Annotated in this window: 19 protein-coding genes, 1 tRNA gene and 1 pseudogene; 9 read left to right on the top strand and 12 right to left on the bottom strand. The window is 62.5% G+C overall.

Going from position 1 to position 24,378, the window contains the following annotated elements; genetic code table 11:
• Nucleotides 1–129 precede the first annotated feature (129 nt).
• The gene (locus tag EJB06_RS14425) at nt 130–1,131 is read right to left on the bottom strand and encodes a glycosyltransferase family 9 protein (protein WP_198420834.1); all 1,002 of its coding nucleotides are present in this window, start codon (nt 1,129–1,131) and stop codon (nt 130–132) included.
• A 211-nt stretch (nt 1,132–1,342) separates the two neighbouring features.
• Here EJB06_RS14425 and nudC point away from each other — a divergent pair, with 211 nt between their 5' ends.
• A complete protein-coding gene (gene nudC / locus EJB06_RS14420; protein WP_126074971.1) occupies nt 1,343–2,155 on the top strand; it encodes an NAD(+) diphosphatase in 813 nt (270 codons plus the stop codon).
• A 64-nt stretch (nt 2,156–2,219) separates the two neighbouring features.
• Here nudC and EJB06_RS14415 read toward each other — a convergent pair whose 3' ends face one another.
• Both EJB06_RS14415 and EJB06_RS14410 read right to left on the bottom strand, forming a co-directional pair.
• Nucleotides 2,220–3,038 (bottom strand): hypothetical protein, encoded by an 819-nt coding sequence (locus tag EJB06_RS14415; protein ID WP_126074738.1) that lies wholly within the window; start codon nt 3,036–3,038, stop codon nt 2,220–2,222.
• Between the two features lie 112 nt (nt 3,039–3,150).
• Nucleotides 3,151–4,998: an AsmA family protein gene (locus EJB06_RS14410; RefSeq protein WP_164557921.1), complete on the bottom strand. Its 1,848-nt coding sequence runs from the start codon at nt 4,996–4,998 to the stop codon at nt 3,151–3,153.
• A gap of 111 nt (nt 4,999–5,109) precedes the next feature.
• Between EJB06_RS14410 and EJB06_RS14405 the strand changes: the two genes are divergently transcribed.
• The gene (locus tag EJB06_RS14405) at nt 5,110–6,501 is read left to right on the top strand and encodes a thioredoxin family protein (protein ID WP_164557920.1); all 1,392 of its coding nucleotides are present in this window, start codon (nt 5,110–5,112) and stop codon (nt 6,499–6,501) included.
• A gap of 55 nt (nt 6,502–6,556) precedes the next feature.
• Nucleotides 6,557–6,832: pseudogene (locus EJB06_RS14400) on the top strand (transposase); the annotation flags it as partial.
• A gap of 50 nt (nt 6,833–6,882) precedes the next feature.
• On the opposite strand, the gene EJB06_RS14395 reads toward EJB06_RS14400, so the two are convergent.
• From EJB06_RS14395 to EJB06_RS14365, 7 genes are all read right to left on the bottom strand, one after another.
• Entirely contained in the window at nt 6,883–7,329 is a 447-nt protein-coding gene (locus EJB06_RS14395) for a hypothetical protein (RefSeq protein WP_126074734.1), read from the bottom strand.
• 37 nt (nt 7,330–7,366) lie between these two features.
• Nucleotides 7,367–8,029, bottom strand: a complete 663-nt coding sequence (locus EJB06_RS14390; RefSeq protein WP_126074733.1) for a hypothetical protein — start codon at nt 8,027–8,029, stop codon at nt 7,367–7,369.
• A gap of 95 nt (nt 8,030–8,124) precedes the next feature.
• The gene (locus tag EJB06_RS14385; protein ID WP_126074732.1) at nt 8,125–9,429 is read right to left on the bottom strand and encodes a cation:proton antiporter; all 1,305 of its coding nucleotides are present in this window, start codon (nt 9,427–9,429) and stop codon (nt 8,125–8,127) included.
• A 147-nt stretch (nt 9,430–9,576) separates the two neighbouring features.
• Complete coding sequence (locus EJB06_RS14380; RefSeq protein ID WP_126074731.1) at nt 9,577–11,460, bottom strand: carbohydrate-binding module family 20 domain-containing protein; 1,884 nt, start codon at nt 11,458–11,460, stop codon at nt 9,577–9,579.
• Nucleotides 11,461–11,832: 372 nt separating this feature from the next.
• Nucleotides 11,833–12,981, bottom strand: a complete 1,149-nt coding sequence (locus tag EJB06_RS14375) for a DUF1565 domain-containing protein (protein WP_126074730.1) — start codon at nt 12,979–12,981, stop codon at nt 11,833–11,835.
• 45 nt (nt 12,982–13,026) lie between these two features.
• Nucleotides 13,027–13,097: transfer RNA gene (locus tag EJB06_RS14370), tRNA-Cys, on the bottom strand.
• Between the two features lie 125 nt (nt 13,098–13,222).
• Nucleotides 13,223–13,810, bottom strand: a complete 588-nt coding sequence (locus EJB06_RS14365; protein ID WP_126074729.1) for a hypothetical protein — start codon at nt 13,808–13,810, stop codon at nt 13,223–13,225.
• A 315-nt stretch (nt 13,811–14,125) separates the two neighbouring features.
• On the opposite strand from EJB06_RS14365, the gene EJB06_RS14360 reads away from it, so the two are divergent.
• From EJB06_RS14360 to EJB06_RS14335, 6 genes are all read left to right on the top strand, one after another.
• Nucleotides 14,126–16,153, top strand: coding sequence for a PAS domain S-box protein (locus EJB06_RS14360; RefSeq protein WP_126074728.1), 2,028 nt, complete (start codon nt 14,126–14,128; stop codon nt 16,151–16,153).
• A 24-nt stretch (nt 16,154–16,177) separates the two neighbouring features.
• Nucleotides 16,178–16,564 carry a response regulator gene (locus tag EJB06_RS14355; RefSeq protein WP_126074727.1) on the top strand — a complete coding sequence of 129 codons (387 nt, stop codon included), beginning with the start codon at nt 16,178–16,180 and terminating at the stop codon, nt 16,562–16,564.
• Nucleotides 16,561–16,902 carry an Hpt domain-containing protein gene (locus EJB06_RS14350; protein WP_126074726.1) on the top strand — a complete coding sequence of 114 codons (342 nt, stop codon included), beginning with the start codon at nt 16,561–16,563 and terminating at the stop codon, nt 16,900–16,902. The genes EJB06_RS14355 and EJB06_RS14350 overlap by 4 nt, the downstream gene beginning before the upstream one ends.
• A 27-nt stretch (nt 16,903–16,929) precedes the next feature.
• Entirely contained in the window at nt 16,930–17,739 is an 810-nt protein-coding gene (locus tag EJB06_RS14345) for a response regulator (protein WP_126074725.1), read from the top strand.
• Nucleotides 17,740–17,989: 250 nt separating this feature from the next.
• Nucleotides 17,990–18,730: a DUF4142 domain-containing protein gene (locus EJB06_RS14340; protein WP_126074724.1), complete on the top strand. Its 741-nt coding sequence runs from the start codon at nt 17,990–17,992 to the stop codon at nt 18,728–18,730.
• A gap of 405 nt (nt 18,731–19,135) precedes the next feature.
• Nucleotides 19,136–19,525 (top strand): contractile injection system protein, VgrG/Pvc8 family, encoded by a 390-nt coding sequence (locus EJB06_RS14335; protein ID WP_126074723.1) that lies wholly within the window; start codon nt 19,136–19,138, stop codon nt 19,523–19,525.
• 564 nt (nt 19,526–20,089) lie between these two features.
• Here EJB06_RS14335 and EJB06_RS14330 read toward each other — a convergent pair.
• A complete protein-coding gene (locus tag EJB06_RS14330; protein ID WP_126074722.1) occupies nt 20,090–21,988 on the bottom strand; it encodes a UvrD-helicase domain-containing protein in 1,899 nt (632 codons plus the stop codon).
• Complete coding sequence (locus tag EJB06_RS14325) at nt 21,970–24,198, bottom strand: AAA family ATPase (RefSeq protein ID WP_164557919.1); 2,229 nt, start codon at nt 24,196–24,198, stop codon at nt 21,970–21,972. Before EJB06_RS14325 ends, EJB06_RS14330 begins: the two co-directional genes overlap by 19 nt.
• Nucleotides 24,199–24,378: the final 180 nt, after the last annotated feature.

Here is a 24,378-nt window from a genome sequence, read left to right as displayed (position 1 = left end):
GATGGTCGCTTTGAATGTTGCTTGAATGTTGATTGAATGTTGATGATTGTCGATTGGAAGCGGCGGCAGAAACCTCCCCGCCCCGACGATGCGGCACTGCGATTGCAGGCTGTCCTCGCGGCCTCGTGCTCATCGCAGCATCAGCAAGGCCCTCGCCTGATCGACCACGGTATTCTCCCGTTCGCCGAACGGATCCCACAGGCAGCGGTGCAATTGCTGATCGAGGGGCGCCCAGCGCCGCATGTCCGCCTTGCTGAAGATAACCACGCTGCGCAGCCTGAGTGCGGCCGCGATGTGCGACACGCCCGTATCGTTGCAAATGAGCAGGCGCGCGCGGCTCATCAGGGCCGCCATGGCGCCGATCGACAGGGGACCTGCCGCATCGACCGGGGCGCGCCGCATCAGCCGCGCGACGGCGGCGGTCAGCGGGGCCTCTGCGGGCGATCCGGTCAGCACGATGTCCAGTCCCGCCCGGATCGCCAGCTGGTCCGCCACCGCCGCGAAGCGCGCCGCCGGCCAGCACTTGTCGGCCGAGCGCGCCCCGGGATGGATGCACACATAGCTTCCCGGCGCCAGTGTGCGCAGCACGCCGCTCGCATGTAATGCGCGCTCGTCTTCCCCGGTGATCGGAAATTCGAGCTGCGGACCGCAGGCCGGCGCACCGAGTCCGGTGGCCAGCGCCAGCAAGCGCAGCGGTTCCGCCCCGGTCTCGGGAAAGGGAATCAGGCACTCATCCGTGCCGCCCGCAACGGCCCCGAATCCGCCCATCGCCCGCGCCCCGAACGCCCGCACCACGGCGTTGCTGTACTGTCCGTTGCCATGCATCTGCAGCGCCAGGTCGAAGCGGCGCGCGCGCATGCCCGCGTAAAAGTCATGCAACTGCGCGAGCCTGACGGGCTGTTCGGGAAACGCTGCGTGCCCGGGAAAGGCAATGAACTCGTCGATATAGCGCCTGAAGCGGCAGGCGAACTGCTCCGCCCAAGGCAGTCCCACCAGGCTGATGCGCGCGCGCGGCATGGCCGCGCGCAGGGCACGCAGGGCCGGCACCGCGCACAGCATATCGCCAAGCTGAAGCGCGCGGAAAATCACCACGGTGGCCTTGTCATGCCGGTGTAGCCAGGAGGAAGTCATGGGAATCATTCATGCGAGCATCCGTAGCGCCCTCGCGCGGCACGGCCATGCATCCGGTATGACAAAGCGCTGTCGCTCTCGTTCCCCGCAGCGCGCAAGGACTTGACGCAGATCGCATCGTGCGCGCGTGGCGCTGTCGTGGCCGCGCAATCTGTGCTTTAAAAAATGCGGTATGCTGCCTGCAGTCCACAACATCCACAAGGCCGGCCGCATGCTGCACATGCCCTCAAGTTTTACGCCGCTGATTACGGCGCAATCCCACCCTGATCCTGTCACCTTCGTCTTCCACGGCAGCCGCCTGTTGCTGCGCGAGGCCGACCTGGCGCTGCCTTCGGCGCGAGAGCTGGCCGGTCTGGAGATCGCTGGGACGCCGCATGCGGTCGGTCTTCTGGGTGAGCGCTATTGCCAGACCGTCTGGCGCGATAGCGACGAGCTGGCCTTGCCCGGTTATGCATGGCGCAGCATGCGCTCCCTGCTCGGCGCGCTCGACGAAGGCTTGCTGAGTGTGGCGGGCCGTGCCAGCCAGATAGCCGAATGGGCGCGCACGCACCGTTACTGCGGCGCCTGCGCCCAGCCGATGCAGCTCAAGGCGGGCGAGCGCTGCTTTGTGTGCGGCGCCTGCGGGATGATGGCGTATCCGCGCATCTCGCCGGCGATGATGGTGCTGATCCGCAAGGGCGACCATGTCTTGCTGGCGTTGCACGCCGCCTCGGCCGCCAAGCGCTTCACGCCGCTGGCCGGTTTCCTCGAAGCGGGCGAATCGGTGGAAGAAGCGGTGCACCGCGAGGTCTTCGAAGAAGTCGGTTTGCGGGTCCATAACCTGCAGTATTTCTCTAGCCAGTCGTGGCCGTTTCCCCATTCCCTGATGATCGCCTTCACTGCCGACTACCTCGACGGCGAGATCCGGATCGACCCGAGTGAAATCATCGAAGCGCGCTGGTTCGGGCCGCATGACGAATGGCCCGAGCGCGTGCCGCATTTCTCCATTTCCTCCGTCCTGGTCGACGCCCACCGCCCAGCCTGAGCCCGTGTCCACCCCGGTGCCAGGCACCGGGGTGGACACGGGCTGGACACTGTGGGGGGTGGTTCTATGGTTTGGGTCCGGTACCCCGTATCTGCACCGTGCGCTTCATCAGGTCGAACCAGAACGGGGCGCCGAACAGCGCAGTCGAGGCGGTCAGCATCCAGCCCGCGACACTGAGCGCGAATTGCCGGTCCAGCACCGGCGGAAATCGTTCCCAGCCAATCGGCAAGGCCCACAACATCTGCAGCGCCTGCGGATTGAGCGTGTCCGGCGCCGCGCCGATCTGCGCCGCCAGCGAGGGATGCGCCCACAACGTACGGAACAGGTGGATGCTGTCGATATTGAACAGCGCCGCCAGCAGCAGCGACAGCAGCACGCTGATCATCATCGAGCGCCGTTTGTAGACGGCCGACACGCGCTCCATCGCACTGTCGAACCAGCTTTCCACCGATGCATGGAAGCGCGCCATGTCGCCGCCGGCGCGCTGGTAGATGCTCTGCAGCGCACTCTTGATCTGCGGATCGGCAATGGCGTCGATGTCGCGCCCGAGCTGGTCGTAGTCGCCCGGAATCGTCTGCACCGCATCGATCAGGGCAATCGCGAAATGCTCGGGCTTGATGTAGGACGGCTTCGTGCCGACATGGTCCTGCGCCGGCTGGGCCGGGTTGCCATGCGGATTGACCAGCGCGTGCGCGTACACGGTGCGCGCCATGGCGTTGAAATTCGGGTCGTTGAGCATGCTCTTGATGCCTTCGAGCAGCCCGCGTGCGCGCATTTTCAGCGCCGACGCCAGCGCTTCCTGCACCGTGCTGACAATCAATGCCACCGTCGCGTAGCAAAAGGTCAGGCCGACCGCGACTTCAAGAACTGTGCTGCCGAACATAGTTTCTCCCGATGAGTTTGCAAGGGCTTGCCATGTCCGACCCTAGCCCAAAGCCGCCTCCTGCGGCACGGCTTTGCTCAAAAAATGCGGCAGTGTGGCGCGCTCGCCACGCTCAGTGCGCAAACAGTCCGCCGAGCGCGTCCCTGGCCTTTTCCTTCGCTTTGTCCTTGCCGCCGCCCGGGGTGCTCGTTCCCAATTTGTGCGCCGCTTCGCTGCCCAGCGCGGCGACATCGACCTGCCACGCCATCCGCGTCAGCGGGCCGCTGAGCGCGACCGGCACCGTCAGTCCGCCCAGCACGGCGGCGGCGGGACCGTCCTGGCCGGCGGGGCCCGCTGCCACCGTGCAACGCAAGCGCGCATCGACAGTGCCCTTCGCCAGGTCGAAGCGGCCTTCGCCGCCGATGCGCAGCAGCGCCGTGCTGGCCGCCACATCGGTGTTGTGGGCAATACCGCCGTCGATCCGGAAACTGGCGCTCAATTCGCTGAAGCTGGTCGATTCGGCGCTGCTGCCCACGCCGGCGGCAGCCTTGGCCTCGCGCACCAGCCGGCCCAGGTCGATTCCGCCGATGGCCCCTTCGCGCAGGCGCAACGCCGCCGTGCCGCCCAGCGCCTCCAGCATGGCGCCGCTGCTGGCGCCGCGTGTGTGCAGGTCGAGCTGCACGTCGCCGCGTCCGCTCAATGGCGTCGTGCCGGTGGCATCGAGCAGCAGGGGGCCGAGCGAAATGCCGCGCAAGTCTTGCACCAGGGTCATGCGCGGGTTGGCGGCGTCGTCCGCAAAGTCGATGCTCACAGCGCCGTTGCCGTTGCCGCCGTACAGCGTGGCCGATAAGGGCTTGATGCTGGTCTTGCCGGCCTCGGCCAGCAAGACCGCGTGCACATTCGCGGCGCGCACCCCGCCTACGGTCAGCTCGCCCACCTGCAGGGTGCCGCTGGCGCGCAACCTGGCCAGCGCCGACAGGTCGATGGGCTGGTCCGGCGCGCTATCGCCGGCCGACCCGCTAGCCGGCACCTCGCCCGCCGCGCCGGGCACGGCGCGCGCGCGGTAGCGGGCCAGGTCGACCCGGTCGATATCGATGTCGAGCTGCAAGATGCCGTTGCGCAGCGCACCCTTGCCGCTGACCGCGCTGTCGTCGATCTTGCCATTGAGCGCGGCCGCGATCGATTCCTGGCCGAAGTCGATCTCGATGTTGCCCTTCAGTTTGGCGCGCGACTCGATCCCCGCCCGGCTCGACAGGTCGAGGTTGGCGTCGAGCCCCGTCATGGCCACCCGGCGCGTGTCGCGGTCGAGCGAAAAGCCGCTGTCGAAAATGAGCACGGTATTGAAGGCCGGCTTGTCGACGCCGATATTGGCCGACAGCGCGACCCGGCTCGGTACCCCATGCGCGAGCGGCCCGGAATCGATGTTCAGGCGCGCGATGTCGAACACCCGGCCGGCCTTGCGGTCGTCGAAGCGCAGATGGGCGTTGTCGACCCGGATGCTGTCGACCGCGAAGCGGACCCTGGCCGGTCCGGCGCCGGCATTCCCGGCAGCCTGCGCGGCCGATCCGGTCTTGACGCGCGCGGCGGTCAGGTCGTCGATATTCATGCTGCCATCCGTCTCGCGCACCAGGGTGGCGCGCATGCCGCGCAGTTCGATGCGGTCGACCACGACTTCCTGGCGCAGCAGCAGCGGCATCAGCGCGAACGACAGGCGCACGCTGTCGAGCGCGGCGAATTCGCCCTTGCCGCCCAGTTCCGACAGGCTGGCCTTGCCCAGGTTCACGCCCAGGCGCGGGTACAGCGCCAGTTTGATATCGCCGCCGATCGTCAGCGTGCGGCGGGTCTTTTCCTGCACGCGCTCCACGATGGCGCTCTTGTAGGCGTTCGGGTCGAAGCGGGCCGCCACGATGCCGAGGGCGCTGCCCAGCACCAGCACGGTGGCGCCCAGCGCGATAACGGCGATCCTGATGCGTGCTTGCATGACGAAACTCGGAGGCTGGAGAAGGCGTCGAGTGTAGCACCGGGCAAGCCCGATGGCATGCCCCTGTTTTCGATATACTCTCGCCATTTTCAACACTCCCGGGACAAGACCATGGCGAACGACGCCAACGCGCAGACTACCTCCGTCATCGGCTGGCATCACGACGCCGACGCCGCTTTTGCCGAGGCCCGCGCCGGCGCCCGGCCGGTGTTCCTGTACTGGGGCGCCATGTGGTGTCCACCGTGCAACCGGCTCAAGGCGGCGGTGTTGACGCAGCCCGGCTTCGGCGCGCTCGCGCCGGCGTTCGTGCCCTTGCACATCGATGGCGATGCGCCAGGCGCCCAGCGCGCCGCCGAGCGCTTTCATCTGCGCAGCTATCCGACCCTGGTGCTGTACCGCCCCGACGGCGCCGCCATCACGCGCCTGCCGTGCGAACTGACGGGGCCGCGCTTTCTTCAACTGCTGCAACTGGCGCTGGCGGCGCCGTTTACCGCGGCGCAATCGCTGCACGCCGCCTTGTCGGGCGAGCGCACCCTGTGCGCCGACGAATGGCGCTTGCTGGCCTGCTATGCGTGGGATACCGACGAGGGCCAGCTGCTGGCCGGACGCGACCTGGCCGCCACCCTGGCCGCCTTGCGCGCCGCCTGCGACGAGCCGGCATCGGCACTGCGCCTGGCCTGGCACGCGCTGCACGCGGCTGTCTCGGCCAAGGCTGCGCCGGACCAGCACGAGGCCGGCGCCATGCTGCTGCGCACGCTGGCCGACCCGCAGGCGGTGCTGGCGCAGTTCGACCTGGTCACCGGCTATGCGGTCGACCTGGTGCGCGCGCTGACCGCGCCGCAATCGGCGCAGCGGACGGCCTTGACGGACGCGTGGTCGGCTGCGCTGGAGCAGCTCGCATCGTCAGGCGAGCTGGATATGGACGACCGCCTGTCCGCCCTGCGCGTGCGGGTGCGCATGGCGCGCCTCGGCACGCCGGTCGCGGGTCTGGAAGCGCTGCTGCGCGCACGCGTTGCCGCCGCGCTGGCGGCGGCGCAGGAACCGGCGCTGCGCCATCAGGTGCTCAACACCGCCGCCGGCATGCTGGTCGACGCCGCCTTGTTGGACGATGCCGACGGCGTCCTGCACACGGCCCTGGCCAGCTCGCACGCGCCTTTCTATTTCATGCATACCCTCGCTGCCAGCGCGAAAAAACGCGGCGACACCGGCGCCATGCTGGACTGGTACCAGCGCGCCTGGGAGCAGAGCAGCGGCCCGGCCACCCGCCTGCAATGGGGCGCCACCTCCCTGCTGGCCATGCTCGATGCGGCGCCGGCCGACAGCGCCCGCATCGGCGCCGCGGCCGCCGCCCTGCTGGCCGAGCTGGATGGCATGCCAGACGCCAACTGCCGCCGCAACGGCACCCAGCTGGCGCGCATGCTGGGCAGGCTCGATGCCTGGACTGGTGCCAGCGAGCAAGTCGAGGCCTTAAAAAAGTCGCTTTTATTACGCATCAAGGAATAAATTCAGGGAACCTGTTCCAGATCAGACCCTCAAATGGTATTTGAGGTTAACGACGATGGCACGACCCGAGTTCGCGAGCGACGTTTCGCGCGAAGAGTTTGAATCCGTACGCGGCATGCTGGAAGCGGCACGCCGCAGGACGCGGCCGCGCAAGCACGATCTGTACGATGTGTTTTGCGCCGTGTTGTATCTGCTGGAAACCGGCAGCGCCTGGCGCGGCGTGCCGGCGGGCTTTCCGCCCTGGCGCACGGTGCACGAATACTTTACCCAGTGGACGGCGCTGCGGCCCGGCGAGCCGATGTTGCTGGAGGCCGCGCTGGAGCGGGTCGGCCGGCCTGCCGCCGTCGCGGCCCTGCACAAGATGCTGGGCCGGCGCTGAGGTCAGCCCCCGGCGGCGGGAGCGGGGGCAGGGGCGCCCGCTGCGGGTGCGGCCGCCTTTTCGAAGCTGACGGTTTTTTCATCGATGAAAAAGGTGCCGACCGGTTGTCCGAGCGCGGTCGGCTTCGGCTCGTCGAGTTGCACGCAGGTGAGCGTGTCGATCTGCATCAATTCGCCGCCCGAGCGCACCGAATACACATCGTCGCCGTTCGAAAACAATTCGACCGACACCTCGTCCAGCGCCACGCTCTCCATCGGAAATGCGCGCTGGCATTCGGGCATGTGCGAGGCGACCAGGGTCAGGGTCATTTCCTTTTTCCAGAAGTACTCCTGCTCGGCGCGCACGGTGATCACGTGCTCGTTGCTGCTCTCGTTAATATAGTAGGTGGCCGAACCCTTGACGCAGCCGGCCAGCAGCAATGGCGTCAGTACAATCGAGAACCTGCGCATGATCGCTTCCCTGTGGAGTAATGCCAGCAAGTATAGATCAGAACTCGGTGCCGATGGTCAAGGATACACCGGCCCGGCGCGGCCGGGGCAGGCTGCTTCTGAACTCCGGCGACCGGCGCGAAACGCGCAGTTGCACGAACCAGGGCCCGTGCTGCGCGCTGCGCGTGTAGGGGAAATGAAAGCGCATGCCGGCGCTCAGCGCGCGCACGACATTGCGCCGGCCCGCCAGGGCCTCGTCGCCGGCCTGGCGTCCGTTCAGGAAAGCATGTTGCTCGCGCATGCGCGCTTCCACGCTGCCGAACGCGGCGCACTGCAGCCACGGCACCACGCAGGGCGAGGACGATGGCAGGGGCGTATCGAGGGCGCGCCGGGCCAGCAGGCGCGCCATGTCGAACGGCGCGCCGGAGCCGGGCTCGGCGCCGAGCATGACGGTCAGGCCGCCGACCGCGTAGTTGCTGTCGTAGCCGCTGGCCATGCCCCACCAGGCACTGGTGCTCAGGCGCATGTCGCGCCCCAGCCCGAGCGGCCTGGCGATGGCGGCGGCCGCGCCCGTGGTGTAGCGCGGCGGCTCGCTCAGCCAGGCGCTGTCGGCGCTGCCGAAGCGGGCCGGGTCGTCGGGGAAACGCGGCTGCGCCGTCGCCATGCCGCTGGAAAGGGCGAGCGCGGCCCACGCGATGGATGCACCGGGAAAAGTAGCCATGACCGTCACCGCCTCGGGGAAAATGACCAGGGACGAGTTCGATTGTAGGCGCGGCCCGCAGGCCCGGTTTGGCTTGCCTCATGCGCGCCGCGCCGTCAGCGCGGCTTGCGCTTCCAGAAGCGATCGAGCAGCGGCTTGACGCTGGTGCCGTGCACCACGATCGAGAGCATGATCACGACCACGGTGATCTGGATCAGCTCTTGCGAGAGGGAGGGCGGCAGCCCGTGGTTGAGGGCGTACATGAGGTAATACAGCGAGCCGATGCCGCGCACGCCGAACCAGGCGGTGATGCCGCGGATGCGCATCGAGCTGTCCGAGCCGGCCAGGCCGACCAGCACGCTCAGCGGCCTGGCCACGGCGAACAGGAACAGGGCGGTGCCGATGCTGCGCCAGTTCCAGTCGTGCATCGACACCATGCCGCCCAGCAGCAACACCAGGGTCAGTTCCGACAGGCGCTCCAGATGCTCCTTGAACACCAGCGATTCGGCGCTGACGGTCAGCGGCACCTCGGCCGGCGGCGCTTCGGCGCCCGGGTCGTCGCTGGCTTTCTCGGGCACCAGCAAGCCCTGGCGGTCCTTGTGGGCGCCCGACAACACCAGCTCGGTCTGGCGCAGGGCCACGCCGGCGAAAAACACGGCCAGGAAGCCCCAGGCCACGAAGATCACGCTCAGGCCGTAGACCACGGCGATCAGGCCCAGGCCGACCAGGTCGTCGAGCACTTCGTGCTTGGGGTCTTTGCCGCGCAGCATCCACCCGATGCGGCCCAGCGCCGCCCCGCCCAGGGTGCCGATGGCGATCGCGGCCAGGGTGGCCCAGAGCACGTCGACCAGCACCCAGCGCCAGCCCAGGTCGCCCAGTTCATGGGCGCCGAGCAGGCCCAGGCCCAGCATCACGAACGGAAAGGCCGAACCGTCGTTCATGCCCGCCTCGCAGGTGAGGGTGAAGCGCAGCTGGTCGCGGTCGTCGGGATGGCGCACCTGGACGTCGGTGGCCAGCACCGGGTCGGTGGGGGCGAGGATGGCGCCGAGCAGCACGCCGGCGCCCAGCGGCAGGTTGAGGACGAAGTAGCAGAAGGCGGCGATCAGGCCGACGCTCAGGCTCATCGAGACCCAGGCCAGGCGGATCGCCGGCATCCAGCGCTGGCGCGTGATCGGCACCGGCATCTTGACCCCGGCCGAGAACAGGGATACCAGCACCGCGACTTCGGTGAGGGTTTCGAGCAGGTGCGATTGGGCGACCGGGCTGAAGGAAAAGATGCCCAGCACCATCGGGCCGAGCACGAGTCCGACGCCCAGGTAGACGATGGCCGATGTGAACGGCAGTCGGGAAATGCTGGTGGCCATCAGGCCCCGCGCCAGCATCAGGCAGCCGATCAGGATGAACCAGTGGATAGTCGTCATGGGGAGTGTCGGCCCGAGGGTGAAAGTGGGCCGATTCTACAGATAACAACTGTTTTCTTACGCGCTGTTGCCGTACGGATCGAAGGGCCTGCGCCGCCCCCGCGCAGGCGCCGTGGGCGGCGACGGCATGGGGGCTTCCGCCCTGGCCTAGAAGGCAAAACTCCCTGCATCGAGCAGCAGCGCGGGCGCGCCGCATGCCGGCGTGGTCGCCACGCGATTGCCGCTGGAACTTGCCTGGCTGCGTTCCCACACATCGGCCACCGCGCCGTGCTTGAGGAATTTGTACTCGATTGGCGTCGACGGCGGCAGCTGGACCGTGCGCGACCATGGCGCATTGGCGCCCGTGCCGGCGATCGCCAGCTGGTTGCCGTTGGTCGCGGTCCAGTTGCCCAGTTCGTTGCGGTTGCCTGTCACATGCACGTTCTGGCCGGGTACGGTATTCGCATTGGCCACGCGGAAGGTCACCGCCACCGTGCCGCACGCGGGCGGGGTGGTGCCGCCGCCGACTTTCTGGTTCACGTGCAGGGCCAGGGCCGGCACGCTGGCGCCGCCGTTGCCGGCCAGGTTCACCTGGACCATGCCGTTGCCGCCCACGGTCGCGCTGTCGCCGCTGCAGCCCGTCTGCGCGGCATTCAGTTTGCCGGTGACCACATTGCAGTAGGTGCCGGCAGGCAGCAGTGTCTGCAGGGAAGCATTCCAGCCCGCGCCGTCATTGTTGATGGCGACAAAGCCCTTGCTGCCGCGCGCAAACGCGATCTGGTTGGGCGTGCCGTTGACGAAATGGTCGACGCCTTGTCCCGCCGTGGCCGCGCGGAATGCCACCATGTTCGCAATATCGGCCCAGCGGTGGATGAAATCCCATGACTGGTTGATGAGCGGATGACCGTTGGCGTCGAACGGGCTCGCCGCCGGCGGACCCTGGTCGTAGCTGCTGAAGCGAAAGCCCGAATGCAGCTGCGCGTGGCCGTACGGCCAGGCCAGCATGAAAATATTCGCCAGGTCATAGCGCTTGCTGCCCTGGGTATCGTTGGGCTGGCCGGGGACATAGTTGCTGGCCACCAGGGAACTGCCGTTGCGTTCGGTATCCCAGTTGTTGACGAACACGGTCGCCTTGTCGCTCGGCACGAAGCCCCAGGTCCCGCCCCAGTTGCCGGGCGTCCCCATGATGGCGCGGATCTGCGCCAGGTTGGCGCCGTTTTCGTTGCGGAACACGGCTTTCATGGCGTACGCGTACTGGAATTCGTTCAGGGTGCCGTTGCCGAAGTAGCCCGAGCGCACCACGTTGCTGTCGGGGATCACCTCCTGCGTCAGCCACAGCGCTTCGCCCGAGGTGGTGGTGCGCCTGGTGCCGGCCAGGATGGCGCCGATGTCGCCTGGCGTCATGTGCTTGGCGGCATCGATGCGCAAGCCGTCCACGCCCATCGCCACCAGCTTGTTGAAGAAGTTGCGCGCCTGCCCCTGCACGTAGCTGCTGCCGGTGTCGAGGTCGGGCAGGCCGCTCAGGCGGCAATTGGTGACGCTGTTGCGGTTGCCGGGCGAGCCGTAGTCGCCGCCCTGGATGTCGCAGGCTGGATGAAAGTCCTGGCCGCTGAAGTTGGGATAGCCCAGTGCCGTGGCATTCCAGGCCGAGCCGTTGGTGGCGGTACCGGCGCCGGCCGCCATGTGATTGACCACCACGTCCGCGTACACCCGCACCCTGGCGGCGTGGCAGGTGTCGATCATCGTCTGGAATTCGGCTTCGGTGCCCATATTGCTCTTGAGCGAAGTGAAGTTGACGGGCTGGTAGATGTCCCACCAGGTGCCCAGGCTGGCCGATGCCTGCGGCGGCGATACCTGGACCGCGCCGTAGCCTTGCGGGCCGAGCCAGGCGGTGCATTCGCGGGCGATGTCGTTCCATTTCCAGCGGAACATTTGAACCGAGGTGTCCGGCGCGTTGAAACCGGCCGCGCCGGCATGGGCGGCGGGGACGCCGAACAGGATGCCGGCGGCGATCAGCGAGCGGACCAGGGGCGAGGTGCGAAAAGATGTCATGTTGCTTCCTTATGGTTTTTGCTAGTGGAATGCACAACAGTTACAGCGGCGGTGTGCGCACCCATCTGTCTCCATGCATGGGATGCGGCCGTTCGACACGAGGATGTCAATGCGGCGCCGGGTGGGCGCCGTCAGGAGGCGGCGGGCTGGGCCCTTGTCGGTCTCCGGAGGATGAATGTAGCACAACTACATAAAATGTAAACTGAGTGTTGTGCCATGTTTCATTTTTGCCCAGTCATTAAAGATATTTTTGGACGTCGTCGAAATATTGTGTAGCAAATCTACATATCTTCGCCTCGCCCAAAACAAAAAGGCCGGAGCATCATCCCCGGCCTGTGCCTGCTTTACGGCGCGCGCTGCCTGCCGCAGTCGTTAACGCTGGTGCGCCCCGATATCGATGGCGCCGGCGCGCGGCTTGCCGGCGATGTCGACTGCGGCCGCGTGCTCGCTGCTGCCCTGGCCGACCCCGGGCGAGCCGGCGCGCAGGCGCAAGTCGGGCACTGCGCCTTTGCCGTAGCGCATGAATTGCGGCGCTTGCGCCACCGTGCCGATGTGCCGCAAGCCATTGTTCAACTGCCAGTCGGCGGCGGCGTTCAGGTAGACCAGGTTGTTGCGGTAGCTGTTGTTCGGGCCGGTCGCCCCCTGTTCCGAAATGCCGTATTTGTTGTCGAAGACGATGTTGTTATGCACCCTGGTGAAATCGTTCGGCCCCTTGATGTAGTAGGGGTCGCCGCCGCCGACCAGGATCCCGGTCATCGAGCGGGCGATCGTGTTGTGGCTGACCACGACCCGGGTGGCGTCGTGCCACATCTGGATCGCCGCGCCGCCGATGGCGTACAGCACGTTGTTGGTGACGCTGCCGGTGGTGCTCATGTTGATGCCCTGGACGAAGCGGCAGTCGGTGGGGCCGATGTCGTGCACGGTGTTGCCGCTCACCGTACTCAGGTGGCCCTTGTAGTAGCTGTCGACGCTGATCCCGGCCGCGCCGGCGCTGGTGCAGGGCACGTCCTGGCCCACATGGTGCACGTGGTTGTTGCGGATCTGCGAGTCCGAGCCGGCGCTGTAGATGCCGTAGGTCCAGCGCACCCCGCCGTGGGCGTGGCGCCCGTCCACCTGGAAACCGACGATGTCGACGAAGCTGCCGCGGTTTTCCCATGCCATCTTGGTGAGCGAGCCGCGCGGCGGCACCAGGCGCGCGCCGCCGCGCGTGGTGGAGACGTAGGCAATGCGCCGCTCCGCGCTGCCGCTCATGCTGGTGCGAAAGCCGCCCGCATACGTGCCCGGCGCCACATGCACCGTGGTGCCGGGCAGGGCCACCCTGGAGGCGCGCACGATGGTTTCGAAAGGCCGGGCGGCGGTGCCGGGATTGGCGTCGGAACCGTTGCTCGCAACGTAGTAGTGGTACGTCGCGGGCGCCGCGGCGGGGGAAGCGGCCGGGGCGGCCGGGGCGGCCAGCGGCAGGGCCAGGCCGGCAAGGAGCGATGCCGGCAGGAAGGGGTGGTGGGGCCTGGATCGGTTCATCGACAGTGTCCTTTTCGCCGGATCGTGCTGGAAGGTGAAGGCTGCAGGCGGATGCCGGAATCGAACCGGCTTCCCCAGCGTTGCAAGCTGGTGCATTGCCATTTTGCTACTCCGCCATGGCGCTAGTGTCCCCCCGCGCCGCCCGCCGCCGGGCCGACTGGATCAAACAACGTGTCGGTACGGCGGCCAAAGAAAAGCGGCCCTCGCGGGGCCGCCTGTGCTCGCTCGACAAAGCGCGCGATTACGGTTCGATGGCCTTGCTGTCGGCACCGGTCGGGCCGCCTTCGGCGCGGCGGTAGTTGCCGATCACATAGTTGCTCGCGAGGTTGGCCACGCGGGTGAGCATCAGGTTGTCGTGCACGCCGAGGGTGAAGCCGGCCGACATCGCGCCGGCACGCTGGAAGAATTCCGGATTGGCGACCACGCGGCCTCTGTTATCGGCAATCTTGAGGCGCAACAGCACGCCCGAACTGCCCGCCAGAGGGCCCAGCAGCACGCGCTTGGCGCCGCGCTTGAAGCTCATCTGTTCAATGACCGGCTGGATCACCAGGGTGCGGCCGTTGGCCGGGCGCGCATTCCATTCCAGCAGCGAGGCCGACAGATCCTTCTGGATATTCGCTTCGATCTTGTTCAGCCCATCCGGATCGGCCTTGACATCGGGTCCGAACACCACCGGCCTGACTTCGATCCGGCCGAACGCCGAAAACGCTTCGGATGGCGGCGGATTGCTGGCCGAGGAAGCCTTGATTTTGGTGGAGCCGCAGCCTTGTAACAATACCGCACCAAACAGGCATGAAGCAAAGAACAATGCTTTGGAGGTGATGTTCATGGTAATTCCTTCGTCTAGTCGTTTTTATCAGGGGCCGGCGTCTGCAAGCTGTGCCGATAATATAATAAATCGATCAGCATTCACTAATAAATAACTTCCTGACGGAAACACAACACAGCGTGCGGCAAAGTCGGACCGGCGCCCCTGGCGCGTCCCGTAAGCGACACCACGGGCGCAGAGAATCGGGTATATTTGATCATTACCGATAGCTATCTGCAGCGTGAACGGACGATAGCGGCGGGACCGCGCCAGACCTGGATTGAAGACCCCGGCCGGATTGTCCGGGGGCGGGCGCCCTACCTGGAAACGACGACCTTGCTTGATGCCCCAGTCCCTGCCGACGAAAGCGAGCGCATGGCCGCCTTGTGCGGCCTGAATATCCTCGACACGCTGCCCGAGGAACGCTTCGACCGCATCACGCGCACCGCCCAGCGCGCCTTCGGCTGTCCGATCGCGCTGGTCACCCTGGTCGACAGCGAGCGCCAGTGGTTCAAGTCGCGCATCGGGCTGGACGCCCCGCAAACGCCGCGCAATGTCTCGTTCTGCGGCCACGCGATCCTGCGCAATTTCCCCTTCATCATTCCGGACGCGGCGCGCGACCCGCGCTTTGCCGATAATCCGCTGGTGACCGGCGCCCCGCATATCCGTTTTTACGCCGGCATTCCCCTGCGCGCCGATAACGGCGCCCTGGTCGGCACCCTGTGCCTGATCGACCGCGTGCCGCGCAGTTTTTCCGACGACGAGATCGCGGCCCTGTGCGACCTGGCGCAATGGGCCGAACTCGAACTGAATGTGTACACGATCAGGCAGGCCACCCTGGTCAGCCGCGAAAAGGAAGCGCGCCTGCGGGCGATCGTGGAACACGCGGGCGACGCCATCATCACCATCGACGACGACGGCCTGGTCGAAACCTTCAATCCCGAGGCGCAGCGCCTGTTCGCCTACCGGCCCGACCAGGTCATCGGCGCCCCGTTCGACGTGCTGGTGGCGCGCCATTACCGCGCCGCCGTCGCCAGCTATGTGCATGCGCTGGCGCGCGACGGCATGGGCGAGACCGCGCGCATCAACCGCCAGGTATTCGGGCAGCGCAGCGACGGCACCCGTTTTCCGGCCAACCTGGTGGTCAGCGAGATGCATATCAACGGGCGCCGCGCATTTACCGGCCTGGTACGCGATATTTCGGCGCGGCGCCGCAATGCCGACGAAATGAAACGCCTGAACCGGCGCCTGGCGGAAACGCTCAGCCTGCAGCAGGCGATTTTGAACAGCAATAACTACGCCATCATTTACGTCAATGCGCATGGCCAGGTGATCATGTTCAACGACGGCGCCCAGCGCATGCTCGGCTATTCCGAAGCCGAGATGCGCACCCAGGCCTCGCTGCTGGTGCTGCACGACCCGGCCGAGCTGGAAGCGCGCGTGCATGCGCTCTCGCTCGAACTGGGGCGCCCGATCCGGCCCGGGCCCGAGATGTTCATCGCCAAGGCGCGCGAGCGCATTCCCGACGAGGCGGAATGGACGTATATCCGCAAGGATGGCAGCCGCCTGCCGGTGATGCTGTCCATTTCCGCCGTGTGGGATGACGAGAATGCGCTGTCCGGCTTTGTCGGCATCGCCCAGGACATCAGCGAACGCAAGAAGATGGAGAACATGAAGAACGAATTCGTGTCCACGGTCTCGCACGAACTGCGAACCCCGATGACCTCCATCAAGGGCTCGCTCGGCCTGCTGGCGGGCGGCGCCGCCGGCGAGATACCGGTGCGCGCCAAGGTGCTGCTCGATATCGCCAGCAAGAATTGCGACCGCCTGGTACGCCTGATCAACGATATTCTCGATGTCGAGAAAATCGAATCCGGGAACATGCGTTTCGAGCCGCTGGTGCAGCCCTTGCTGCCGCTGGTGGAACAAGCCATCGCCGCCACCCACGCCTTTGCCTCGCCGTTCCGGGTCAGTTTCGACCTGCGCTCCGATAGCGGCGAACTGATGATCGCCGCCGATTCCGACCGCCTGATCCAGGTGATCGTCAACCTGCTCTCGAACGCCGCCAAGTTCGCGCCGGCCGGCGGCGTGGTCGAGGTGCGGCTGGTGCGCCTGCCGGGATATGCGCGCCTGTCGGTGACCGATCACGGGCCCGGGATTCCGGTCGAGTTCCGCGACCGCATCTTTCAAAAATTCGCCCAGGCCGACGGCTCGGACAGCCGCCCGAAAGGCGGCACCGGCCTCGGCCTGAATATCTCGAAAGCCATCATCGAACGGCACCGCGGCCGCATCGATTTCGTCAGCGAATGCGGCGTGCGCACCGAATTTTTCTTTGAACTGCCGCTCGCGGCGCCGGCGCCCTAGTCGCCTTTTACCAGGACCCTTGTCATGCCCGAGCTCTCGCTGCTGCTGTACGTCGAAGACGACCCCGATATCCAGACCGTCGCCCAGATGGCGCTCGAAATGGTCGGCGGATTCACCCTGCGCACCTGCAGTTCCGGGCGCGAAGCGCTGCAGGCGGCGGCCGAATGCAGGCCGGACCTGCTGCTGCTCGACGTCATGATGCCGGGGATGGACGGGCCGACCACCTTGGCCGAATTGCGCAAGCTGCCCAATACCGGAAGCACGCCGGTCATTTTCATGACCGCCAAGGTGCAGGCCGGCGAAGTGGCGCATTACCGCTCGCTGGGCGCCATCGGGGTGATCGCCAAGCCCTTCGACCCGATGCAGCTGCCCGTGCAGGTGAAGGCATTGTGGGACGAGGCCATGACATGAGCGCGCCGGGCGACCTGCAAGCCAGGCTGGCCTTGCTGGCGCAGGGATTCCGCACACGCTTGCCGGCCCGCTTCGAACAGATGGATGCGGCGTATGCGCTGTGCCGCGGCGATATGAGCGACAGCGCGCATTGGCAGGAACTGTACCGCCTGCTGCATTCGCTGGGCGGCGCGGCCGGCACCTTCGGCGCGCCGGAGATGGGACTGGCGGCGCGCCGCATCGAAGAAAAAATCAAAACGCTGCTTGCCCAAAACGATTGCAGCATCGAGAATCTGAATGACATCGGCGCCGACCTGGCAGCGCTTGCACACATGACGCCGCCCGCACCGGCGGCGTAAGGACTTATCGGGCAGGAAAAGGAAACCATGGACACATCGACGATCTACAGCAAGACTTCCAAGGGCATGACGGAGCTGAAAAACGGGTGCAAGAACCTGTCCCGCGATGCGGCCCGGGTGCTATCGATGATTAACGGGCGCTCGAGCGTGCGCGATTTTCTCGCCCTCGGCGGGATGCACCTCGACAAGATCGTCAGCGAACTCGACGCGCTCACCAAACTGGGCCTGGTGCGCGTGTTCGGCGGCGCCCAGCAAAGCCTGCCGGCCGCCCAGCAGCGGGTGGCCGCGCACGATGACGGCCTCGATTTTTCCGAAACCCTGCCCACCCTCGAAGTGACCGAGCTGAGCCCGCAGGAAAGCGTGGAAGCCTGGGCCCAGGCGCGGCGTGGCGCGAAGGAACTGAAAAATACCGGCTTCTATTCGTACGGAAACAAGGCGCAATTGGGAGCGAGCAAACATGCGCTCACCGCCCTGGTGGTCGAGGACGACGAGGAACTGTCGGAACTGCTGGTGGTGCTGCTGAGCGAGAAGGGCTTCACCGTGCATACGGCAGGCGATATGAACGATGCGCTGGAAGTGGTGCACACCGCGATGGCGCCCGATCTGGTGCTGCTCGACATCGTCTTGCCGGGATTGCCCGGCACCGATGGCTTCGACCTCCTGAGCGCCATCCGCCGCAACCCGGGCTGGGCCAAGGCGCCGGTGGTGATGGTGACGTCGGAAGTCTCCGACGACCAGGTGATGAAAGGCTTGAAGGCCGGCGCCGACGCCTACATTTTCAAACCCTTCGAATGGGAAACGCTGTATTCCTGCATCCAGAGCGTGGTCGGCATCTGACCTCGCCAGCAAGGAGCGGCCTGCCGCCCGGCGGGCTGCGCGCTGGCGCACGCCCGGGTCGGCGCGCCGCCATTGCGGAGCAATGCCTCCCTTTGTCTCCTTGCGAACATGGCGCCCGCAGCAATTCGTCGCCAGCCAGAAAGTAAGCTTGCGTGACGGCTACCGGGCGCTGGGAAATGACGTGCGCGGCTAGACTGGCTGCGCCGTGCCCTTGTTTCAATGGCACCATTTTTCACTCAAGGAGATCCCCATGCTCAAAAAGAATGTCATGCAATGCGCACTCGGCGTCGCCCTTGCCGCAACCTTCGCCATGCCGGCCAGCAGCTACGCACAGAATGCCAAGGCGACCATGGATACGCCCGCAGCGAGCGCGCTGAACAAGGCCGACCAGACCATCGTGGCCGACATGGCGCGCGCCAACATGGCCGAGATCGAGGCCGGCAAACTGGCGCTGACCAATAGCCAGAATGCGCAAGTGAAGGCCTTCGCCCAGCAAATGATCGACGACCACACCAAGGCCCTGGGCGACGTGACGCAACTGGCGCAAAGCAAGGGTGTCACGCTTCCAACCGAGCTCGACAGCAAGCACAAAGCCATGGCCGCCAAGCTGGGCAAACTCAATGGCGATGCCTTCGACAAGGCCTACATGGCCCAGGCCGGCGTGGGCGACCACAAGGCCGTGCACGCGGCGCTGAAAAAATTCGAAGCCAAGGCCAAGGATCCGGACGTCAAGGCGCTGGCCGCCAAGATGCTGCCCACAGTCGAACAGCACCTGCACGCGGCCACCGACCTGGCAGGCACCCGGGGTGGCGCCAAAGGCGGCAAGGCCCCGGTCACCGGCGAAGCGAACGATCACACCTCGCCTGCCGGTGCGGCCCATGGCGCAGGGCATGGCGCGGCCAAGGTGGGCGCCAAAACGCCGGCCCCGGCCGCTGGCGTCAAGCCGCCGGTGGTGGGCGAGGCCAACGAGCAGAACGCCGGCAAGCGCTAAGGCGTCGATTGCCCGTACGCCCAGGCGCGGCGGGCAGCGCTGCGCAGGGGGAGGGTGCCGGCCCGGCCGACACCCTCGATCCATGCCTTCGGTCCGGGCATTGCTCGGCCCTGCTGGACTGACCGTCTTCCCAGTCCCGCCTGCGCTATCCCTTGGCGTTTCCCTTGTCTGTCGTATTTATCGCACTGATCCCCTCCCGTTCGATGCCTGCCGACACGCATGGCAGGCAAATTTAAATTCCACATAGAAACTTTGTTCCCGATCATCCGAGCGATGACATGCGGCGCATACAGTCAGACATCCGCATTCACCGATCGTTCAATTTTTCGGGATCCTCATGTCATCCGCCGCCGTCCTGTCCTGCCGCAGCCCGCTCCGTGACCTCGCGTGTGGGAGGGCGCCGGCATGAGCGAAGCGCCGGACAGCCTGCGCGACCTGATCGGCGATCGCCAGCACAAGCGCCTCCTGCGGCTGTCGTTCCCGCACGGCGATGGGCCAGCCGCGCAGTTGCTGGTCAACGCGATCGAGGCGTCGGAAGGGCTGTCCCGCCCCTTCGAGTACATGGTCGAGCTGCTCTCGGATGTACCGACGATCCCGCTCAAAAGCCTGCAAGGAAAAATGCTGTGCGTTCAGCTGGTGCGCAAGGATGGCAGCATGCGCTATTTCACCGGTATTGTTTTCGGCTTCAGCCTGAAGACGGTCGATGGCGGCGTGTCGTACTACGAAGCGCGCCTGGGGCCTTGGTGCAACTATCTGAGCATGCGCTGTATCAGCAGACCGCCCGACACAGGTTAATTGCAATGGTGTGGACAGCGAATTTCTCGGGTATTCAGGGCGGCGCAGCGAACCATGAGCTGTCCATAGTTGACCGGTTTTTCATGGACGGCTTTCGCGTTTTAGTCCATTGTAGTGGTCGTTGGCGTAGATGTTCAAATCCGGAATTCAGCTGCAGTAAAGAAATGGCATTGAGGCCCCAACTGTCTAACGCGGCACCATCAACTCCTGTCAATTTTTTGAGCAGGCCAATTCGTTCATCACCGTCCGGATCTCTCCCCAATTCAATACGGCGTTGGTCATTCTAGAGAGCTCGAAAAATGTATCGATGACGTTGTCACACGTTTGTGCGAGCTCCCCAATCTCAATGGTGGGCCCAGTGTTATCGCAATAGTCGCACGCTTTAATGTTGCCCCACTCTTCCTTGATCTCTTGTCTCAGGTACCCGTTTCGCACGCACTCGGAGCACATCTTTCTATCGAAGGACATTTGCTTTCTCCGCTTTGCACATTGCTACATTCCGGGCGCGTGGAGCGTAATTTCGCGAGTCTTTTATGACCTGCTCCAACGCAGCTGTCTTGTCGCCTAGATTTTGATTACGTTGTCGTCACCGAACCATGCTTTTGCTTGTGTGAGGGAGGCCTCTGATGGATCTCGGAAGTAAACCGCCAAATAGTCCTTGGCCCGCGTGCAGCACACGTAGAACAGCTTCTGAGTCCGCTCACGAACAGAGTCTTTACCGCTACCCTCGAACAGATAGTTAAAATTGTACTTGCTCCAGTCTCCAGCATCTAAGACAACCAATACCCGCTCGAATTCGCTTCCTTTGATCTTATGCTGAGTCGAGTATGCAGTTCGCCCCTCCAGGTATTCGAAAAGTTTTTGAAAGACAGAGCAAGGAACTTTGATCAGTCGGTTAAACAAGTAACTTCTTCGTATGCGAAATTCCTCGAACCGATCATCTTTAATGCATAGCCCGTTTTCATGTGCAAAATCGATAGTCTCAATGATTGGGCGCTCCGACATTGCGATAACGGCGTCGATATTCTTCTTGAGAAGCGCCTTATCGCTTGCACTCTTGAGACGGAACTCTGTCCGCTTTAAGAATTCATTGAACTGTCGCTGCTTGTATAAATGGACAACCGTCATAATCTTAAACACATGATTAATGAAGTTGCATCGCTGTGAGCCCTTGCGGGCAACTTCATCCTCACTCTGCTTCTTGTCATCCACGAGTTGATCCTTATTGACAAACATTCGACGGAACTCGAGAAAATTGATGTTGCTCGCTTCGGCCAATAGTTGAGGATGCGCGGCGATGAAGGTGTCCATTAAAGGTGTGGGGCTAACGGACTTGAGTGCCTTACCGGTCTTATCTTTTTGTAACGCAGCGATCACTTCCCCAAATGTCTGCTCATCATAGCTGCCGATATCTCCAGACTCCTTAATATATTTGACGATGCGATCGCGAAACGCCAGTACGCCGTCCCCATTGTAGATATCCATTAGGGCTTCGAATCCAGCTTGAGGGGCGATCAAATTGTGGGTGAGATTAAGTTCCTTTGTCTCGAGAATGTCGCTAAAGTCCCAATTCAGATCGTTGCGAACGGCGCTAACTTTGTCGTCCTCGCCCATCGAGTAGTAAAGGCGTATCGTTCCCTGCTTAACAACGCCATTGTTCATGTTGGGTGCGGTGATATCGTCAGAAGCGCGCTGCTCCAGTCCGTCAACTCTTAATTGATTGGCGAGTTCGTAGACTAGTCGGGGGTTGCGTCGATTTTGCTCTTTTCGAACTTCACTTACAACGCCGCAGTCGATGTAGCTCTTGATGTTTCCCACGCCCTCGTCGTAGATCGATTGCATGGCGTCACCAAAGAAACCGCACACTCCTTTGCGTCGACTTTGAGGGAGGGCGTCAAGCAGGATTTTGATGACAGCTGGGTCCGTATCCTGATATTCATCAACGAGAATGTATCTATACTTATCACGTAAGATGTTCCGGATCTTAGGGAATTGTTCAAAGAAAGCAAAAGCTAGAACAAGCACTTCATCGTGCGAGATAAATCCTTTGTCCAGGATCCGATATTCCTTGTACTGGATCGCTTTACCTTCAAGCATTCCGTTCGAAACGGCGGTGCTGCCTGGATTGATTTTCGGAGCTTCTCCTTTCATCAGCTCGATTAGAACGTTGCGAAGCTCAGCCTGGTAGGGACTGATGGCCGCCCATAAGAAATCGTGAATCGTGCTGACAAAAAGTCGCTTATCCGAAACTCGGGACTCAATTTCTCTAACCGCTGCGTTCGTATACGTGATACATGCGATGGCGGCGACCGGATCCGTTCGTAAGAGTTCACCGATGACCTGTGCAAGGGAGTAGGTCTTACCGCTTCCTGCACCCCCGCTTAGTAAAAAATTTCTCCCGTCGCGGACGTGTCTAAGGACCTCGACGACTTCGGGTTCCAGTTTTACGCCGTCTTGACCCATGCGAGTCCCTCCTCAATGTACTTAGGTATTTGCCAGTTACTGAATTCAATTTCAAACTCTTGTGCCTTACCCTCTGGGTTTGTCGCTATCGACTTTATCGTGTCACTGTTAAGCAGGACTTCTATCGCAAACGATGGTTTTTTGCTGATGCCGTTCGATGCCATCTCGAATGAGCTCCCACCGTTTAAATATTTCTCGAGATGCTTCATTTTTAAGCTAGGAAACGTGCTTGAGTTAAAGTTCCCAGCATCGCCACACGCTGTTTTCATAAACACACGATTCACATGGAAGAACGCATCCTCAAAGCTACGAGCGTGGTAGTCCTTTTTATCCTCGTCCGCTTCAGAAACTTGATAAACACACATAACAAGTCCATTTGCGTGCGGCTCCCACGATTTGGCGTCTCGTCTCCTCACGGTTTTTTGATTTGTGGCAAGGCCCACGAAGTAGGGTAGCTCCGCGCCAACTCCGAAGAAGAACTTAAGTGCGTGATTAGTCGTGTGTGTAGCGCCGCTAACTGGATGGGTACATAGGTCTGTAATGGGCTCTCTATCTTTGGTAACTTTGGGATTACCTTTATCATCAAGTCGGGGAACGTGAATCGCCGCATCTATGTCAGTGATGATAAGAGTTTTGACTCCGATGAAATCTAAAAAAATCTCAAAGATTTGTGCGTGTGCGCCAACTTCTACTAGCGATATGTTTTGCGAAAGCAAAGAAAGGGCTGCCATCGAGCCGGACTTCCATGCGACCATCTCATCTAACTGATCTTTTTTTCGCATCATTGCTGGTAACAGAATCCGTTCGGTGTCCCCCTCGAACAAGATCGCTTTGTCCGCGAAGAATAGTTGGGAACGGTGAAGCGTGAGATATTGTTTGAGGAATGTATAGTGATTTCCCCTGCCAGACGTTTTATAGAGCGCATCCAAGTCTCGAAGGCTTTTTGCGCACGTCCCTTTTTCAGTTTTCAGAAAGTACTTAATGTCATCGAAATCCGACTCTGCAACAATGTGGGCGGAATGAGTGGATACCAAGGTCTGCAACGGCCTGGTGATCCCGTTGGCATTTGTAACGAATTTGCCTATCAAATTTTTTATGTTCTTGATAAAGACTGCTTGCATCTGTGGGTGGGTATGTGCCTCAGGCTCCTCAATGAATAGCAAATTGATGTCAGCGGGCTTCGGTAATTTTCCGCGTTTGAATTCATTCAGGATGATTTTTATTTCAAAGATGATACTAATCAGGTTCAGGTATCCCAATCCATTGTGGCTCTCAGGTAGGAAATGCGGCTCTGTGCTTTGTCCATACTTGACGGTCGTGTTTTCCTCAAGCAATTCGCGATGTCTCAACGTCGACTTTATCTTGATCTGAGTTTCCCCTTGCTGGATTCCACCGAATCGCTGGACGTCGGCAATTACATCTTTGAAGAGGTCACTGTAAATCTTGTCGAGCTTACCGTCTGTATCCCCCAGTGCTTCTTTGAAAGTCTCAAACACTTCCTCGGCACCAGCATCGTCCGACATGGCCGAGTAGATTTTGGCCGACATGGAGGAAAGACCATGGTCAGAATTCTTGTTCGACACTGAGCGTCGTGCGTTGATGCGTTTGAACGAAATGATGTCCTCAATACGTACGTCCTCTTTGGCGAGGTCGACATATGTGTCTTCCTTCACATTCTGGGCTACATGATCGAATAGAACGCTTCGACGCGTCAGCTTAAAGTAGCGTCCGTAATTCTCCTGCAGAAAGGTCAGTGCATCTTTCGCTCGATCCTTCTTTTGGTCACGTTGCGCCGCGAAGTCTCTTTTCAGGATGTCGAGGTTTTCAGATGGTAGATGGTAAAGAAAATCCAAGACAATCCATCGATTTGCCGGATCCAAGTCCATGATAACTTTATTCCCGACGTTTGCGAGATCATCGTCGTCGCTATACTCTATAAAAAATCTCAACGATATTCCGCAGAAGAGATAGGGCTCGGGCGGTGGTATCCTATCTTTCATGAGCTCAATTAGATGCTTCTGAAACCCGATGTTGAAGTCGTCAAATTCAAAGCGCGATTGTGGCCCCGATAGGAAACGTTCAAGAGATAGGAGAAGCGATGTCTTTCCTGAATTATTCTTGCCAACAATTATCGATATATATTCTTCAAGATCAACTTCTAGGTTGTTAAGCGAACGGAAGTTCTTAATCTGGAGTTTTGTCAGCTTCACGATGATCTCTTGGGGAAATAGAAGCGAAAGTGGATAACCACGCCAAATGAGTGGGCATGATTGATCTTGCAACCATTTTTTACGTAGTTGCGGAAGCAAGAGTCTGCTAATTTGCTGTCCAGCATAACACCTTGCTGGTCCGAAAAAATCTCAGAATGTCACAGAGCTTGGCGGGAGGCG

Origin of the sequence: Massilia atriviolacea (assembly GCF_003953935.1) — a bacterium.
GTDB classification, from domain to species: domain Bacteria; phylum Pseudomonadota; class Gammaproteobacteria; order Burkholderiales; family Burkholderiaceae_D; genus Telluria_A; species Telluria_A atriviolacea.
Note: the sequence above shows the minus strand (reverse complement) of the source record. Positions and strands in the feature narration are given on the sequence as shown.

Coding starts and splice junctions, on each gene's coding strand:
- EJB06_RS14375 (WP_126074730.1), bottom strand. CDS start 12,981: ATGAACCGATCCAGGCCCCACCACCCCTTCCTGCCGGCATCGCTCCTT.
- EJB06_RS14355 (WP_126074727.1), top strand. CDS start 16,178: ATGCCCGAGCTCTCGCTGCTGCTGTACGTCGAAGACGACCCCGATATC.
- EJB06_RS14330 (WP_126074722.1), bottom strand. CDS start 21,988: ATGGGTCAAGACGGCGTAAAACTGGAACCCGAAGTCGTCGAGGTCCTT.
- EJB06_RS14350 (WP_126074726.1), top strand. CDS start 16,561: ATGAGCGCGCCGGGCGACCTGCAAGCCAGGCTGGCCTTGCTGGCGCAG.
- EJB06_RS14395 (WP_126074734.1), bottom strand. CDS start 7,329: ATGCGCAGGTTCTCGATTGTACTGACGCCATTGCTGCTGGCCGGCTGC.
- EJB06_RS14380 (WP_126074731.1), bottom strand. CDS start 11,460: ATGACATCTTTTCGCACCTCGCCCCTGGTCCGCTCGCTGATCGCCGCC.
- EJB06_RS14405 (WP_164557920.1), top strand. CDS start 5,110: ATGGCGAACGACGCCAACGCGCAGACTACCTCCGTCATCGGCTGGCAT.
- EJB06_RS14340 (WP_126074724.1), top strand. CDS start 17,990: ATGCTCAAAAAGAATGTCATGCAATGCGCACTCGGCGTCGCCCTTGCC.
- EJB06_RS14415 (WP_126074738.1), bottom strand. CDS start 3,038: ATGTTCGGCAGCACAGTTCTTGAAGTCGCGGTCGGCCTGACCTTTTGC.
- EJB06_RS14335 (WP_126074723.1), top strand. CDS start 19,136: ATGAGCGAAGCGCCGGACAGCCTGCGCGACCTGATCGGCGATCGCCAG.
- EJB06_RS14345 (WP_126074725.1), top strand. CDS start 16,930: ATGGACACATCGACGATCTACAGCAAGACTTCCAAGGGCATGACGGAG.
- EJB06_RS14425 (WP_198420834.1), bottom strand. CDS start 1,131: ATGACTTCCTCCTGGCTACACCGGCATGACAAGGCCACCGTGGTGATT.
- EJB06_RS14385 (WP_126074732.1), bottom strand. CDS start 9,429: ATGACGACTATCCACTGGTTCATCCTGATCGGCTGCCTGATGCTGGCG.
- EJB06_RS14390 (WP_126074733.1), bottom strand. CDS start 8,029: ATGGCTACTTTTCCCGGTGCATCCATCGCGTGGGCCGCGCTCGCCCTT.
- EJB06_RS14365 (WP_126074729.1), bottom strand. CDS start 13,810: ATGAACATCACCTCCAAAGCATTGTTCTTTGCTTCATGCCTGTTTGGT.
- EJB06_RS14410 (WP_164557921.1), bottom strand. CDS start 4,998: ATGCAAGCACGCATCAGGATCGCCGTTATCGCGCTGGGCGCCACCGTG.
- nudC (WP_126074971.1), top strand. CDS start 1,343: ATGCTGCACATGCCCTCAAGTTTTACGCCGCTGATTACGGCGCAATCC.